Annotated in this window: 12 protein-coding genes; 7 read left to right on the forward strand and 5 right to left on the reverse strand. The window is 59.8% G+C overall.

Annotation, left to right across the window (positions count from 1 at the left end):
* Both LOY70_RS17990 and LOY70_RS17995 read right to left on the reverse strand, forming a co-directional pair.
* Positions 1 to 3,276: an amino acid adenylation domain-containing protein gene (locus tag LOY70_RS17990; protein WP_265028731.1), complete on the reverse strand. Its 3,276-nt coding sequence runs from the start codon at positions 3,274 to 3,276 to the stop codon at positions 1 to 3.
* A 187-nt stretch (positions 3,277 to 3,463) separates the two neighbouring features.
* A complete protein-coding gene (locus LOY70_RS17995) occupies positions 3,464 to 4,630 on the reverse strand; it encodes an MFS transporter (protein ID WP_265028732.1) in 1,167 nt (388 codons plus the stop codon).
* A gap of 94 nt (positions 4,631 to 4,724) precedes the next feature.
* On the opposite strand from LOY70_RS17995, the gene LOY70_RS18000 reads away from it, so the two are divergent.
* The 5 genes from LOY70_RS18000 (at position 4,725) to LOY70_RS18020 (ending at position 10,327) form a co-directional block, all read left to right on the forward strand.
* A complete protein-coding gene (locus tag LOY70_RS18000; RefSeq protein ID WP_265028733.1) occupies positions 4,725 to 5,618 on the forward strand; it encodes a LysR substrate-binding domain-containing protein in 894 nt (297 codons plus the stop codon).
* A gap of 293 nt (positions 5,619 to 5,911) precedes the next feature.
* Positions 5,912 to 6,763 (forward strand): sugar phosphate isomerase/epimerase family protein, encoded by an 852-nt coding sequence (locus LOY70_RS18005; protein WP_265028734.1) that lies wholly within the window; start codon positions 5,912 to 5,914, stop codon positions 6,761 to 6,763.
* Between the two features lie 13 nt (positions 6,764 to 6,776).
* Positions 6,777 to 7,829 (forward strand): isopenicillin N synthase family dioxygenase, encoded by a 1,053-nt coding sequence (locus LOY70_RS18010; RefSeq protein ID WP_265028735.1) that lies wholly within the window; start codon positions 6,777 to 6,779, stop codon positions 7,827 to 7,829.
* Between the two features lie 79 nt (positions 7,830 to 7,908).
* Complete coding sequence (locus tag LOY70_RS18015; protein ID WP_265028736.1) at positions 7,909 to 8,712, forward strand: ABC transporter substrate-binding protein; 804 nt, start codon at positions 7,909 to 7,911, stop codon at positions 8,710 to 8,712.
* Between the two features lie 106 nt (positions 8,713 to 8,818).
* Entirely contained in the window at positions 8,819 to 10,327 is a 1,509-nt protein-coding gene (locus LOY70_RS18020; protein WP_265028737.1) for an amino acid ABC transporter permease/ATP-binding protein, read from the forward strand.
* 61 nt (positions 10,328 to 10,388) lie between these two features.
* On the opposite strand, the gene LOY70_RS18025 is transcribed toward LOY70_RS18020, so the two are convergent.
* Positions 10,389 to 10,844: a MarR family winged helix-turn-helix transcriptional regulator gene (locus LOY70_RS18025; protein WP_265028738.1), complete on the reverse strand. Its 456-nt coding sequence runs from the start codon at positions 10,842 to 10,844 to the stop codon at positions 10,389 to 10,391.
* Between the two features lie 59 nt (positions 10,845 to 10,903).
* On the opposite strand from LOY70_RS18025, the gene LOY70_RS18030 reads away from it, so the two are divergent.
* Both LOY70_RS18030 and LOY70_RS18035 read left to right on the forward strand, forming a co-directional pair.
* The gene (locus LOY70_RS18030; protein ID WP_320110187.1) at positions 10,904 to 11,464 is read left to right on the forward strand and encodes a PaaI family thioesterase; all 561 of its coding nucleotides are present in this window, start codon (positions 10,904 to 10,906) and stop codon (positions 11,462 to 11,464) included.
* A 101-nt stretch (positions 11,465 to 11,565) separates the two neighbouring features.
* Positions 11,566 to 12,570 (forward strand): aldo/keto reductase, encoded by a 1,005-nt coding sequence (locus LOY70_RS18035; RefSeq protein WP_265028740.1) that lies wholly within the window; start codon positions 11,566 to 11,568, stop codon positions 12,568 to 12,570.
* A 24-nt stretch (positions 12,571 to 12,594) separates the two neighbouring features.
* On the opposite strand, the gene LOY70_RS18040 is transcribed toward LOY70_RS18035, so the two are convergent.
* Positions 12,595 to 13,227 (reverse strand): hypothetical protein, encoded by a 633-nt coding sequence (locus LOY70_RS18040; protein WP_265028741.1) that lies wholly within the window; start codon positions 13,225 to 13,227, stop codon positions 12,595 to 12,597.
* Complete coding sequence (locus LOY70_RS18045; protein ID WP_265028742.1) at positions 13,227 to 13,925, reverse strand: hypothetical protein; 699 nt, start codon at positions 13,923 to 13,925, stop codon at positions 13,227 to 13,229. The genes LOY70_RS18040 and LOY70_RS18045 overlap by 1 nt, the downstream gene beginning before the upstream one ends.
* Positions 13,926 to 13,951 lie beyond the last annotated feature (26 nt).

A 13,951-nucleotide genomic window follows, 5' to 3' on the forward strand; every position in this document is an offset into this window, starting at 1 on the left:
TTATTCGAAGGCCAGCAACAGGTTTTCGATAGCGGTCAGTTCATCAACCTCGGGGGTAGCGCAGGCTTGTTCGATCAACGCGGCCATGTCACTGAGCACCGGGTGAGCGAACAACTGAGCCAATGCAACCTCACAACCAAACTGGTGCCTGATCCGTGCCTGGATCCTGACCAGTTGCAGCGATTGCGCGCCCAACCGGAACAGATCGGCATCGGCTGTGATGGGCCAGACGCCGAGCACTTCTTTCCAGATCTCGGCGAGGCTTGTCTGCCACTCTCCTATAGGCTCCTCGCCCACCGCCCCGACATTCCACAGCGGCTCCGGCAGCGCCTTGCGATCGATCTTGCCGTTGGCATTGAGTGGCAGTTTCGTCAACACGACAAAAGCCCCGGGGATCATGTAGGCCGGCAGCCGTTCACGCAGTCGCTGGGTCACGGCAGCGCTGTCCACCTCGATGATTTCACCGCACAGATACGCCACCAGGACGTCCTGATTACCCGGGCCGCGTCGCATGACCACGACCGCCTGGGCCACGCCCGGCAACGCGGCCAACGCTGCCTCGATCTCGCCTGGTTCGATGCGAAAGCCGCGCAGCTTGATCTGGAAATCGCTGCGCCCCAGGAACTCCAGCCCACCGTCGGTGCGATAACGCGCACGATCGCCCGTCCTGTACAAGCGACTGCCCGCCTGGACGCCCGGTGCATGAGGCTGTACGAATGGGTTGGGAACGAATGACGCGGCGGTCAACTCAGGCCGATCGGCATAACCTCGGGCGACACCGCTGCCACCGATGTACAGATCACCGGCAACGCCGACCGGCTGGGGTTCAAGAAACTCATCCAGGACATACAGGCGATTGTTGGCCAAGGGCTGGCCGATGGGGATAACGGCACTGTCGACCCGCTCCACCTCCTGCACCGCCGACCACACCGTGGTTTCCGTGGGGCCATAGACGTTCAACAACTTGACCTGACGTGCCAACAGGCGTTCAGCCAGTTCCGCCCCCAGGGCTTCGCCACCGCAGAGCACCCGCAGGCCTTTCCAGGCGGCTGAAGGGTGATCGACCAGCATTTGCCACGTGGCAGGTGTCGCCTGCATCACAGTGATGGCGTGGCGCTCGAGCAAGTCGATCAATGCCGGTGGGTCCAGGGCGGCCTCACGGCTGGCCAGGACCACCGTCGCGCCCTGGATCAACGGCAGGAACAGTTCCAGCCCGGCGATATCGAAGCCCAGGGTGGTCACCGCCAGGAGCCGATCGGTGCTGCTCAGTTGCACATGTTCCTGGATGCCCAGCAGGAAATTGACAAAGGCCTGGCATTCAATGTCGACGCCTTTGGGGCGTCCTGTGGAGCCGGAGGTATAGAGGGTGTACGCCAACTGACGCGGATGAGTGACCCGTTCCAGGTTGGTATCGGGCAGTGCTGGCAATGCATCGTCCAGCGTTTCCAGGGTGACCACGCGAGCGGCGGAACCGACAACGTCCCGCAAGGCCTCGCGCGTCAGCACCAGGCCCGGTCGGGCCTGTTCGACAATATCGGCATTGCGTGCCGCCGGTTGCCCGGGGTCGATTGGCAGGTAGGCACCGCCGCTTTTCTGAATGGCAAGCAGGGTCACGAGCAAATCAGCGTCACGGTCAAGGCAAACGCCTACCCGTTGATCCGCCACCACACCGGCCGCTCTCAACCAATGGGCCAGTCGATTGGCGCGAGCGTTGAGCGCTGCGTAGCTCAACGGTTGCTCCCCGCTGATCAAGGCGCAGCGATCAGGACCGGCATCGACCTGACGCTCGAACAAGTCCGGCACGCCTTGATTCGGTAGCAGTGTTCGCTCGGTCCGGTTCCAGGCTTCCAAATGTTGCAAGCGCTGGGCGTCATCAAGCATCGGCAATTGCCAGACCGGCACGTCCGGTCGAGTCAAGAGCCCATCCAGCAATTGGCGATAACATCCGGCGAGACGCTCGGCGGTGACCGGCGAGAACAGGTCCAGGTTGTATTCCAGTTCGCAGTGCACACCGTCGGGTCGAGCCGCTACGTCCAGGGTGAGATCGAATTTGGCGCTGTCTTGCGTCGGCAATACACGCTCGACCTCAAGCCCGGGCAAGGCCAGGTTGACTGCCGCCCCCGTGCTCAAGTTGAACATCGCCTGGAACACCGGTGTGCGACTGACGTCACGCTCGATTTCGAGGTGATCGAGCAGCAACTCGAATGGCAGTTCGGCGTGCTGCAAGGCAGACAGCGACTCGCTGCGCAAACGCTGGCAAAGTGCACGGCCCGTCAGTTGCGGATCCAACTGAACACGATAAACCAGGGTGTTCACGAAGAAGCCCAGCAGTTGCTCCAGCTCTTCCCGGCTGCGCCCGCCGTGGGGGACGCCCACGGCAAAAGTCTGTTGGCCGCTAAAGCGCGCCAACAGCAATTGCCAGGCCGCCAGGAGGATGACAAAAGGAGTCGACGCACTGTCGCGACAGAACGCCTGGATCCGCGCGGACTGGACGGGATCCAGGGTGAACCGCAGCCGCTGGCCACGCTGGCTTTGTTGGGCCGGACGCGGAAAATCAGTGGGCAACTCCAGCACCGGTACCGACGCACCCAGGTAGTTTTTCCAGTACCCGAGATCAGCCTGCACGGCGTCAGTGTCGAGGCGTTGTCGCTGCCAGATCGCATAGTCCACGTATTGCACGGGCAACGGGGGCAACGTCGGGGTTTCACCTCGGACAGCCTGGGTGTAAGCCGAGGCCAGATCACCCACGAGAATCGGATTGGACCACGCATCGGACACGATGTGATGCATTTTCAACAGAAGCGCATGGCTGGAGACGTCGTAGCGAATCAGCTTGACCTCCAGCAACGGCGCCTGGGACAGGACAAATGCCGACTGATCCTCAAGCGCCAGCAACGACGCCAGATGTTCATGCCGCGCGGCGCGATCGACGCCTGGCATCTCATGCTCTTGCATGACGAAGGCCACATCGTCTAGCAGCTCTTGCCGGGGCTCGCCATCGATTTCGATAAAGCGGGTACGCAATACGCCATGACGCTTGATCAGCGCCTCGAATGCCAAACGCAACGCTGGAACGTTCAACGTCCCCGTAAACAAAAAAGCGCGGGACAGGTTGTAAGCCGTGGCATTCGGTTCCAGACGTTGCAGGAACCAAAGACGCTGCTGGGCGAAGGAAAGGACTTGCGGTCCAGCGCCGGATTGCCTTTGGAGGCTCTCGGGCAGCTGTAATTCATCATCCTGGAGGAGCGCAAGCAATGCATCATCAAAGTCGTTCATCGGCACTTCTATATCCCTATATGGTCCGACCAGAAACAAGGGGAATGAATATTAGGTGCCAATGATAATTAATGTCAATTGCGATGAATAGTTTTACGTTTATTGGCAGTCCGGATCATTAATTCCGGGCAGGGGCGCCAAGGGGACATGTCGAGTCGATGGCGACTGACAGCCCCTCACATCATCGTCACGCAACCGCCGTTGCAGCCGCTCTGGAACGCCAGGCAAAAGCCAACACCATCAGCAACCCCAGGCCTGCCATTGCCGCTCCGGCCAGGGAAATCGCCGGATAACCCAGCCCGGCATTGATCACCGCTCCGCCCAGCGCCGCCCCTATCGCGTTGCCGAGGTTGAAGGCACCGATGTTCACTGCCGAGGCCAGGTTGGGCGCGTCCTTGGCGGCTTCCATGACGCGCATCTGTAGCGGCGGCACCAGGGCGAAGCTGGCGATACCCCATATCAGGATGGCCACGGCGGCCGGCAGTGGCCAACGCATCAGGACAGTAAACGCCAGCAGGACAACAATCAGCACGCCCAGCGAAACGATCAGGGTTCGGTCTATCGAGCGGTCGGCGGCCTTGCCACCCCACATGTTGCCCAGCGTCAACCCCACACCGAACAGCACCAGCATGGCGGTGATGTAAGCGGTGGACCCGTGGGTCTCGTTGCTGAGGATCGGCGCGATGTAAGTGAAGACGGTAAACATTGCACCCGAGCCGACTACGGTCAGGGCCAACGCACCCAGCACCGGGCCACGGCCCAGTACCCGGATTTCAGCCAGCACACCGACGCCTTGCGGCATTTTCAGGTTGGGCAAGGCGAACCACAACGCGGCCATAGTCACCCCGCCGAGGCCAGTGATACCCCAGAATGCCGTGCGCCAGCCGAACAGCTCGCCAAACCAGGTGGCCAGCGGCACGCCGCCGATGGTCGCCAGGGTCAGGCCCATGAACATGGCCGCAACCGCCCCGGCACGTTTCTCCGGGGCGACCACGCTGGCGGCGACGATGGAGCCAACGCCAAAGAACGCACCGTGGTTCAGTGAGGTCACCACCCTGGCGACCATGAGGCTGTAGTAATCGGTCGCCAGGGCTGACATCAGATTACCCAGGGTAAAAATCGCCATGAGCCCGATCAGCAGATAGCGCCGGGGAATCCTGCCGGTGGTCAGGGTCATCAGCGGCGCGCCGAGCAGTACGCCCAGGGCGTAGGCACTGACCAACAGACCGGCGGCGGGAATGGAAACGCCGAGATCCGCAGCGATGCCCGGCAGCATGCCCATGGGGGCAAACTCGGTAACGCCGATGCCAAAGGCACCGATGGCGAGTGCGACAAGTGGTGGATTGATACGCATGGTAGGCTCCTTATCTATGCCGCCAATGCTACGATCCAGCCTAATCAGGCGGTAGATAGCATTTTTGGCAATCACCTTTGCGCAAGAGGCACAAATGGATTTCAACGGCAGGTCGGGTGAAATGAGCGTGTTCGCCACCGTGGCGCAGGAAGGCAGCCTGTCAGCCGCCGCGCGTGCACTGGGGCTGACACCCTCGGCGGTCAGTCGGATCATCGCGCGTACCGAACAACGCCTGGGTACCCGCCTGCTGTTGCGCACCACCCGAACGCTCACCTTCACCGCCGAGGGCGAGGCGTTCCTGCGCGGCGCCCGGCGTATCCTGGCCGACATGGACGAGGTCGAAGAAGCCATCGCCGACCAGGGCGTACCCAGGGGCCGACTGCGGGTCAGCGCCGCCCTTGGCCATGGGCGGCAAACCATCGTTCCCTTGGTGGCAGCCTTCAGCGCCCGCTACCCGAACATCGTCGTCGACCTCACCTTGGGCGATGAAGTCGTCGACATTCTCGGCGGCCAGGCCGACGTGGCGATACGCTTCGGCCATCTACCGGACAGCCCGCTGACTGCGCGCAGGATCGGCGACACCGGCCAGGTCGTGGTGGCATCGCCCGAATATCTGCAGCGCCACGGCATCCCCCGAGAGCCGGAAGACCTGCTACGACACAACTGCCTACGCTTCAACTTCCGGCGTGCCGAACCCAACTGGCCGTTCATCCGCGACGGACGAGAGTTCTCCCTGAAGGTCAGCGGCAACATCGAATGCAGCAGTGGAGAGGCGCTGGCGCAACTCGCGCGAGTCGGTGCCGGCATTGCCCGTATCGGCGAATTCACCGTGAGCGAGGATCTGCAGCGCGGTGACCTGATACCGCTGCTGGAAGCCTGGAACCCAGGCGACCGAGAACCGATTCATGTGGTGTTCGTAGGGGGCTCGGCAATGCCGGCGCGGGTGCGGCTGTTCGTGGATTTTCTGGTGGAACATCACCGGATGTGAACTCATCCCCGCTGGCTCTGCGCTACGGCATAGCCATCCCCTGCACACGCCTCTGACAGGAGGCAGCACGCGTCATGCTCAATAGTTTAGAAATCTCTGAACTATCTTTTTGCGCTTCCCTATTCTTTCCGCCAACCGCCCCTCCCTACTATTGACGGCAACAAAGGAGCCTTTCCATAGAGATGCGGCCCGAAGATTGCCTTTTCTGATTGTCACTGCCGTTCGTTGTGCGTTTCGGTTAGCGCCGCAACGTCGCCGTGTCAATCATGCGAAGGAACCTTTGGAGCAGATCGATGAAGTTGGAAATATTCCGAACGTTGTGGGGCTACACCGCGAGCAAGGCACAAGCGCTCGATGAGTTGCTTGAAGCCGGGTTCGACGGCATGGAAGCCCGCCTGCCCATGACCGCCAGCGAACGTGCCGAGTTCGCAGCCTTTCTACGCATCAACAAAGTCAGCTATATCAGCACCGTCTTCAGCGCCTACGACGTTCTGCCGGAACAGTCGGCAACCGTCGACGAACACCTTCTGGACCTCGATAAGAAACTCGGTTGGGCGGCCGATTTGTCGCCGCGCTTCATCAATCTGCTGGCTGGCAACGACCGCTGGCCATTGGCACAGCAAGTCGACTTCTTTGGCCGCGCGCTGGACCTCGCGCGCAAGCATGGCCAGGTGTGCGCCTTCGAGACTCATCGCGCTCGCTCGTTATTCAACCCCTGGGTTACCCTCGAACTGATTCGTCAATTGCCGGACCTGCGCTTCACCAGCGACATCAGTCATTGGGTCGTCACCTGCGAGCGCCTGCTCAACGATCCGGAAGACGACCTCAGCGCCTTCGTCGAACGCGTTCACCATATTCAAGCCCGAGTCGGTTATGACCAGGGACCGCAAGTTCCCCACCCCGCCGCCCCCGAGTACAGCCAAGCGCTTGCATTCCATCAGCAACATTGGGAGGCCATCTGGCGATCCCAGGAAAAACGCGGGTACCAGGTCAGCACGCTGACACCGGAGTTCGGCGCCGACGGCTATCTGCATCACCTGCCCTTCACCAACGTGCCGGTGGCTGACCTGTGGTCGCTGAACGCGTGGATGGCCAACACCGAGCGCGAGCATTTTCGGCGTTTCGCCTGCACCTCAACCCGATAAGGAGTGCTGCCTCATGCCTGATAAAACACCAACCACCGCCAACTTCAATCGCATTCCGGTGGTGGACATCGCCGGGCTGTACAGCGACGACATCACCCAGCGCCAGGCAGTGGCCGAAGAACTGGGTAACGCCGCCCGCGCAGTCGGTTTCCTGTACATCAAGAACCACGGCATCGAGTCGTCACTGATCGACGGTTTGCGTCAAGCGGCGAAGGACCTGTTTGCCCAATCGCTTGAGTACAAAATGCAGCATTACATCGGTACTTCCCGCAGCCACAAGGGTTTTGTGCCTGAAGGTGAAGAGGTCTATGCCAAAGGCAAACCGGATCACAAGGAGGCTTTCGATATCGGTTTCGAAGTGAGCGAAGACGATCCGCTGGTCATTGCCGGGACGCCATTGATCGGGGCCAACGAATGGCCAGACCTGCCGGGTTTCCGTCCCGCCGTCGAAGCTTACTACGCCGCGGTGTTTGCATTAGGTCGTCGTTTGTTCAAGGGGTTCGCGCTCGCATTGGGCCTGGAGGAAGACTATTTCGAAGCACTGGTGACTCGCCCACCGTCGAAGCTGCGCCTGATTCATTACCCGTTTGACCTGGCGGCTCAAGACGCGCCCGGCATTGGTGCGCATACCGACTACGAGTGCTTCACCATTTTGCTTGCCGACAAGCCAGGCCTCGAGGTGATGAACGATCAGGGGCAATGGATTGATGCGCCGCCCATGGACGGTACTTTTGTGGTCAACATCGGCGACATGCTGGAGGTCATGACCGCGGGTACGTTCGTCGCTACGGCTCACCGAGTACGAACCGTCAGCGAAGAGCGCTACTCGTTCCCACTCTTTTATGCGTGCGACTTCCATACGCAGATCAAGCCACTGCCGCAGTTTCTTGAAGGCGGTAAGGATTACGAGGAAATCACCATCGGTGAGCACATGTTTGGCCAAGCGTTGCAAACCTATCAATACCTGCGCCGCAAGGTCGAACGCGGCGAACTCAAACTGTACGAGCGCGCGCGCAAGCCATCGAGCTTCGGTCACTTGAAGCGCCAGACGCAGGAAGCGTCCTGATGCAACCCTCGACCCGTTCCAAAACAGCCCTGTTTCAAAACCAGCCCAATCCAACTTTTCCGACGTGGAGTCACCCTTGATGCGCAATCCAATGAATATTGCTGTCCGCTTGTCCCTGCTGGCCTTCGCGATCCTCGGTGCGACAGGAGCCCACGCAGCCACGACGGTGACACCCGGCGTCCTCAAGGTCGGCATGGAAATCACCTACCCGCCCTTCGAATCTTACGACGAACACAAAAATGTCGTCGGCTCCGACCCCGAACTGACGCGATTGCTCGCCAAACATCTGGACCTCAAGGCTGACTTCGTTGACACCAAATTTTCCAACCTGCTTCTGAGCCTGAACGCCGGTCACTATGACGCGATCATCTCGGGCATGTACATCACGCCCCAACGGCAGACTCAGGCGCAAACCATCCCATACGCCAAGACCGGCGCAGCGATCATGGTGCTGAAGGACAGCCCGCTGAAACCGAAAGTACCGGAAGACCTCTGCGGCCTGAAAGTCGGCCTGGAAAAAGGCACCACTTGGGTGACGCAATTCAACAAACTCTCGACCGATTACTGCGTCCCGAACAACAAGGGTGCGATCATGGTCAGCGAATTCCCGTCCGCACCTGAAGTGACCCAAGCGCTGCTCTCCGGCAACGTGCAGGCTCAGGTGGAGATCGACGGCGCCGCCGGCATGATCGCGGAACGCACCAAAGGCCGGGTTGTGATCAGCACCGAGCACTCGATCTATCAACAGACACTGGGTATCTACGTCAAAAAGGACAACGACGCGCTCTATCAGGCGCTGCTCAAGGCCTTTGATGCGACGAAAGCGTCGGGTGAATACGCCGCCCTGTTGAAGAAATACAACCTGGAAGAACCGACTAACTGACTCAGTGCAGCCCTGTGGGAGCGAGGCCGCTCCCACAGTCGGCGGCGTTCGCTTGACTGCCCGGCATAGGTGAAACCTCCGTCGACGCCAGCAGTTGGAGGTACACATGCAATTTGAATGGCCCTACTTTTTTTCTCTGTTTTCGGTCTCGGACTTCTGGAAAGCCTGCATTACGGTGGTGGAACTCAGCACGCTGGCCTGGTTTATCGGCATGCTGCTGGGCTTCCTGCTGGCTTCGGCCAAGCTTTCGGCCACGCGTTGGGTCCGCGTGCCGGCGTCGATTTATATCTGGTTCTTTCGCAGCGTGCCGCTGCTGGTACTGGTGGTGTTCGTCTATAACCTGCCGCAGATGTTCCCGGTCACCCGTGGAGTATTGTCCAACCCGTTCTATTCCGGCCTGTTCGCGCTGGTGGTGACCGAGGCGGCGTACATGGCGGAAATTCACCGTGGCGGCTTGATATCCGTTGCCAAAGGCCAGAAAGAAGCCGGCCGTGCCCTGGGCATCGGCCTGATCGGTCTGCAGCGCCTGATCGTGATCCCACAGGCGTTCCGCATTTCCCTGCCGACGCTGATCAACGAATACATCACCGTGGTGAAACTGACCTCGCTGGTCTCGGTGATTTCCTTGACCGAACTGTTGACCGTGGGCCAGCGCCTTTACGCGCAAAACTTCCTGGTCATGGAAACCCTGTCGGCCGTGGCGGTGTATTACGTGCTGATCGTGACCGTGCTCGGCTGGCTGTTCCATTGGCTGGAGCAACACCTGGAGCTCAACAACCGCAAACCACAAACGCTGGATGACATCAGCCTGCGGCGTCTACGCGCGTCACAGGCAACGCCCTCTTCTGCAGACGCTCACACAGCGTCAGGGCCTGGCTCGGCACCCGCCCTGCAACTGGTCAACATTCACAAGCGCTACGGCCAGCACGCCGTGCTCAAGGGCATCAACCTTGATGTCAACGTGGGTCAGGTGATTTCCATTATCGGTCCGTCGGGATCGGGAAAAACCTCGTTGATTCGGACCGTCAACGCTTTGGAAAGCATCGACCAGGGCGAGATCATTCTGTTCGGCGAAAGCTATATCCACGCCGGTGACAACACCAACACGCAACAAGTCCGCCACGGGGTGCAGCGCATCGGCATGGTGTTTCAGAGCTTCAACCTGTTTCCCCATCGCACCATTCTCGACAACGTCACCCTCGCGCCGCGCTATCACGGCCGCGACAAGTCCATCAGCGAGCAGCGCGCCTACGCCCTGCTGGACAAGGTCGGGCTGCTGGCTCATGCGCAGAAGTATCCGCATCAGTTGTCAGGCGGTCAGCAACAACGCGTGGCAATCGCCCGCGCATTGGCGATGGATCCTCAAATCATGCTGTTCGATGAGCCTACGTCAGCCCTTGACCCGGAACTGGTTGGCGATGTGCTCAAGGTGATCAGCGACCTGGCAAAAGAAGGCATGACCATGTTGATCGTGACCCATGAAATGGACTTCGCCATGTCTATTTCCGACCGGGTAGTTTTCATGGAGGACGGCTTGGTCAAACTGGATGCGGAGCCTGGGATGATCCGAGCTGATCAGTGCGGCGAGAGAATCAAGAAATTCATGAGGGTCTGAACTGGGTGTGATTGGATCCTCACACCCGAGATGGGGTTTATCGCTCAAGCAAGCCGACGAGTCATTCTGATGGGGACTCATCAAGATCGTCGTTAAGGCTCGCAATGCACGCGTCGAGCAATTCGTGCAATGCAGCCACGCGCTCCACGCCGAGTAGACCATTGAGTGCCCGCTGTGCCTCCTTCCAGGCGCGCTGGCCTTCGGCTTGCTTTACGCGTCCAGCCTCGGTCGCTTCGACAAGGCGACTTCGGGCATCGCCTCCTGCACCAATCTTCAGCCACCCCTGAGCGGTCAGGGGCTGCATGTTTCGAGTCAAGGTCGAATTATCCATCTGCATTTGCCTGGCCAAGTCACTCGGCCGAATAGGCCCCAGCCTGACGACATGGGACAACAGCGCGTACTGCGTGTTCTTCAGGCCGGACTCGGCGACATAGCGGTCGTAGTGACGCGTCACCATGCGATTGAGCTGGCGGAGCTTCAGATTGGTGCAGCCCTGTGGCTTGATAGCGTTTTTCATACGGTATATTGTACCTGCAATATTTGCATATACAATTCTCTGGAGAGAAGGAAATGCCGATGGACGTCGATCAGGTCGTTGCTCACTGGGACGCGGAGGAAAAATCGGTTCGTGCGCGCTTGCTGGCCGCCGATACCGCGCCGCAGGATCAGATCGCCAATCGAACAGGCATGGAAGTGTTCGAGGCAATCTTTGCGGGAGAACTGCCTCCCCCACCCATCGGTGACACGCTCGATTTCGTGCCGATACACATGGCGCCCGGCATCGCGGTTTTTCAAGGTCGACCACAGCGCAGGCACTACAACCCACTGGGCACCGTCCACGGTGGGTGGTTCGCTACGCTGCTCGACTCGGCGGTAGGTTGCGCCGTGCACTCGACCTTGCCCGCAGGCAAGGGCTACACCACGCTGGAGCTGAAGGTCAACATGGTGCGCCCCTTGAGCGACCAGGTTCCGTTGGTGCGTGCCGAGGGCAAGGTCATCCATGCGGGGCGTACAGTGGCTACGGCCGAGGGCCGGATCATTGGCCCCGACGGCAAACTGTATGCGCACGCGACGACCACCTGCCTGATCTTCGATCATCCCGCAGCCACCCAGGAGAACGCTCATGGCCAAGGCTGAGACCGATCTTGGCCCACCCATTACCCGATAAACACTGCGACACAGGGCTTTGCGCCGACACTGTCTGAAAATATCGTTCCGACTTGATCAATGGTGAAAACATGAAATATGCAACCTTCGGCAAAACAGGACTGAATGTGTCTCAGGTCGTGCTCGGGACGGGCAACTTTGGCACAGGCTGGGGCTACGGCGCGGATCCCGATATCAGCAAGGCAATCTTTAACGCCTACGCGGAGGCCGGCGGCAACTTCATCGATGGGGCAGACGTCTACCAGTTCGGCGAATCCGAGGAGCTGCTCGGGACCCTTTTGAAGGGGCGACGCGAGAATTTCGTCCTGGCGACCAAGTACACCAAAGGCGCGCAGCCCAATGCTGATCGCCTCGTCACTGGCAATAGTCGTAAAGCCATGGTGGCCTCGGTAGAAGCGAGCCTGAAGCGACTCAGAACCGATCGCATCGATCTCTATTGGGCGCATTGGCCGGACAATGTCACGCCCGCCGAGGAAATTGTCCGTGGCTTCGAGGATCTCGCCCGCGCGGGTAAGATTCTTTATGCCGGCCTCTCCAACTTCCCTGCTTGGCGGCTATCGCGCGCAGTCACCCTCGCCGAACTCACCCACTCGGTGCCGATCGCTGCGGCGCAATTCGAGCATAGCCTGGTCCACCGCGAGCCCGAGGTTGATCTGTTCCCGGCTTCGTATGCCTTGGGATTGGGTATCGTCACGTGGTCGCCACTCGGCGGAGGCATGCTGACCGGCAAGTACCGCAAGGGCGAGAAAGGACGCGCCGAGGGCCTGGGTGGCAAGGTGTTCCAACCAGAGAATAGCGAGCAGCGTACACAGATCCTCGACACCGTGATCGCCATCGCCAACGAACTGGGCGTCAACCCCGGTCAGGTCGCCATCGCCTGGTCCGGCACGCACGGGTCGTTACCCATCATCGGCCCGCGTTCGGTTGAACAATTGGCCGACAACCTCGCCGCCCTGTCGGTCGAACTGTCAGCCGAGCAGATTCATCGGCTCGACACCGTTAGCAGCTTGTCCCCTTCGATGCCAGCAAGGACAGCGGCCCCTTGGGCTTGCGGAGCGGCGCAGATCGTGGCTTGAACGTGAGTGGAGATTCGGGCATGCCTAATTGAAAGCCTCCTCCCGTTGCTGCACCGATTCTTTATGCCTGAACATTTGCTGCCAAGCGAGCTGCGCCTGGACAATAGCCACCGCATCCAGGACTTTCCGTGCCCAGCGTTCATCCTCAGGATGCACCACGACAACGCGAAACCCGTGATCATGGCCTTCAATCCGCACGCCCTCGGAATCATCGACGTGAAGGTCGATATCGAATGCCGGCGGATACTTCGAAGGTGCATTCGACAGCCCGTGCACCGTCAGGGCGCGGTTGTGCAGCACGCTGTTGACAACACCGTCGACGCGGATGCCGTACAGCAACAGCCAACGGCGGATGTAGGACGGCGTGCGCCCGGACGACGTGTAGACCCAGATACTGCAGCCCTGGCGACGTAACTCGCTGATCAGCGAGCGGGTTCCCATACGCAACGGCTCACCCAACCAACGAAGGATACAGGCCGGTAGCTTGCTGTGCTCCACCGCGCAATGGTGGAGTTGGCAAGCGAGCGTGTCATCGATATCAAACGAAATCCGTATGCGCGGACGCCTGGGCACCGCCACCGGTATGGCACCCCGGATGGCCTGCCCTACCCTGCTGCCTAAGGTTCGGTACTTGGCTAACGCTGGATGTTCGCTCATCAATGGCCACCTTGATAAATGGGCAAAGATTTGCCTTTGAGAAAGAAATTCATTTGATCGGGTGCCTGTTCTTCTAGGAACGCTGCGTATTTTTTCTTGATTTTGGGCAACTCGTACAACGCCTTGACTCCATGCTTGGCGGAGTTGCGGATGACCGAAGACGGGTTGAAGTAGCCCTTGGCGTTTTCCAGCGTCAACACAAAAGGAGGCAAACCGGCGCGCATAAGCAGATAGCTGACGATGAGCGACCCACTGCGGTTATTGCCTTCGATGAACAACTGCGGCTTGCTGAGGATACGCACATAGACGCCGGCTGCACGCTTCCAGACTGAATCGCTGCGATACGCGCAGTACCAGTTGTACAAGTCCTTGATGCCTCCCTCAACGTTGTTGAAGAAATGCGCCTCGGTCGCTGCCAGGTGCTGGGTGTACTCCAATCGGCGGACCGGATCCCGGCCACAGAGCACCGTGGCATTGATCTCCAGCATCAGGTTCAGTTGCTGAAGGTCAAACAGGTCAACGCCGCGTGCAACATAGTCGTCAACCAATGCATAACCTTCAAGCACATTGTGTAGTACTTCGTCAGTCAGGGGATCGCGAGGCTCCGTGAAATGCTGGCTAAGCTCGGCGAAGCGGCTCTGCACTTCTCGCAATGCGCGTTCAATCGCTGGCAAATCAAGGCGATGCGTTACAGGCATTGATGCTCCTTGGAAACACTTGGTAA

The sequence above is a fragment of the Pseudomonas sp. B21-054 genome (assembly GCF_026016345.1).
Classification (GTDB): Bacteria; Pseudomonadota; Gammaproteobacteria; order Pseudomonadales; family Pseudomonadaceae; genus Aquipseudomonas.

Coding starts and splice junctions, on each gene's coding strand:
- LOY70_RS18010 (WP_265028735.1), top strand. CDS start 6,777: ATGCCTGATAAAACACCAACCACCGCCAACTTCAATCGCATTCCGGTG.
- LOY70_RS17995 (WP_265028732.1), bottom strand. CDS start 4,630: ATGCGTATCAATCCACCACTTGTCGCACTCGCCATCGGTGCCTTTGGC.
- LOY70_RS18015 (WP_265028736.1), top strand. CDS start 7,909: ATGCGCAATCCAATGAATATTGCTGTCCGCTTGTCCCTGCTGGCCTTC.
- LOY70_RS18025 (WP_265028738.1), bottom strand. CDS start 10,844: ATGAAAAACGCTATCAAGCCACAGGGCTGCACCAATCTGAAGCTCCGC.
- LOY70_RS18020 (WP_265028737.1), top strand. CDS start 8,819: ATGCAATTTGAATGGCCCTACTTTTTTTCTCTGTTTTCGGTCTCGGAC.
- LOY70_RS17990 (WP_265028731.1), bottom strand. CDS start 3,276: ATGAACGACTTTGATGATGCATTGCTTGCGCTCCTCCAGGATGATGAA.
- LOY70_RS18005 (WP_265028734.1), top strand. CDS start 5,912: ATGAAGTTGGAAATATTCCGAACGTTGTGGGGCTACACCGCGAGCAAG.
- LOY70_RS18035 (WP_265028740.1), top strand. CDS start 11,566: ATGAAATATGCAACCTTCGGCAAAACAGGACTGAATGTGTCTCAGGTC.
- LOY70_RS18040 (WP_265028741.1), bottom strand. CDS start 13,227: ATGAGCGAACATCCAGCGTTAGCCAAGTACCGAACCTTAGGCAGCAGG.
- LOY70_RS18000 (WP_265028733.1), top strand. CDS start 4,725: ATGGATTTCAACGGCAGGTCGGGTGAAATGAGCGTGTTCGCCACCGTG.
- LOY70_RS18030 (WP_320110187.1), top strand. CDS start 10,904: ATGGACGTCGATCAGGTCGTTGCTCACTGGGACGCGGAGGAAAAATCG.
- LOY70_RS18045 (WP_265028742.1), bottom strand. CDS start 13,925: ATGCCTGTAACGCATCGCCTTGATTTGCCAGCGATTGAACGCGCATTG.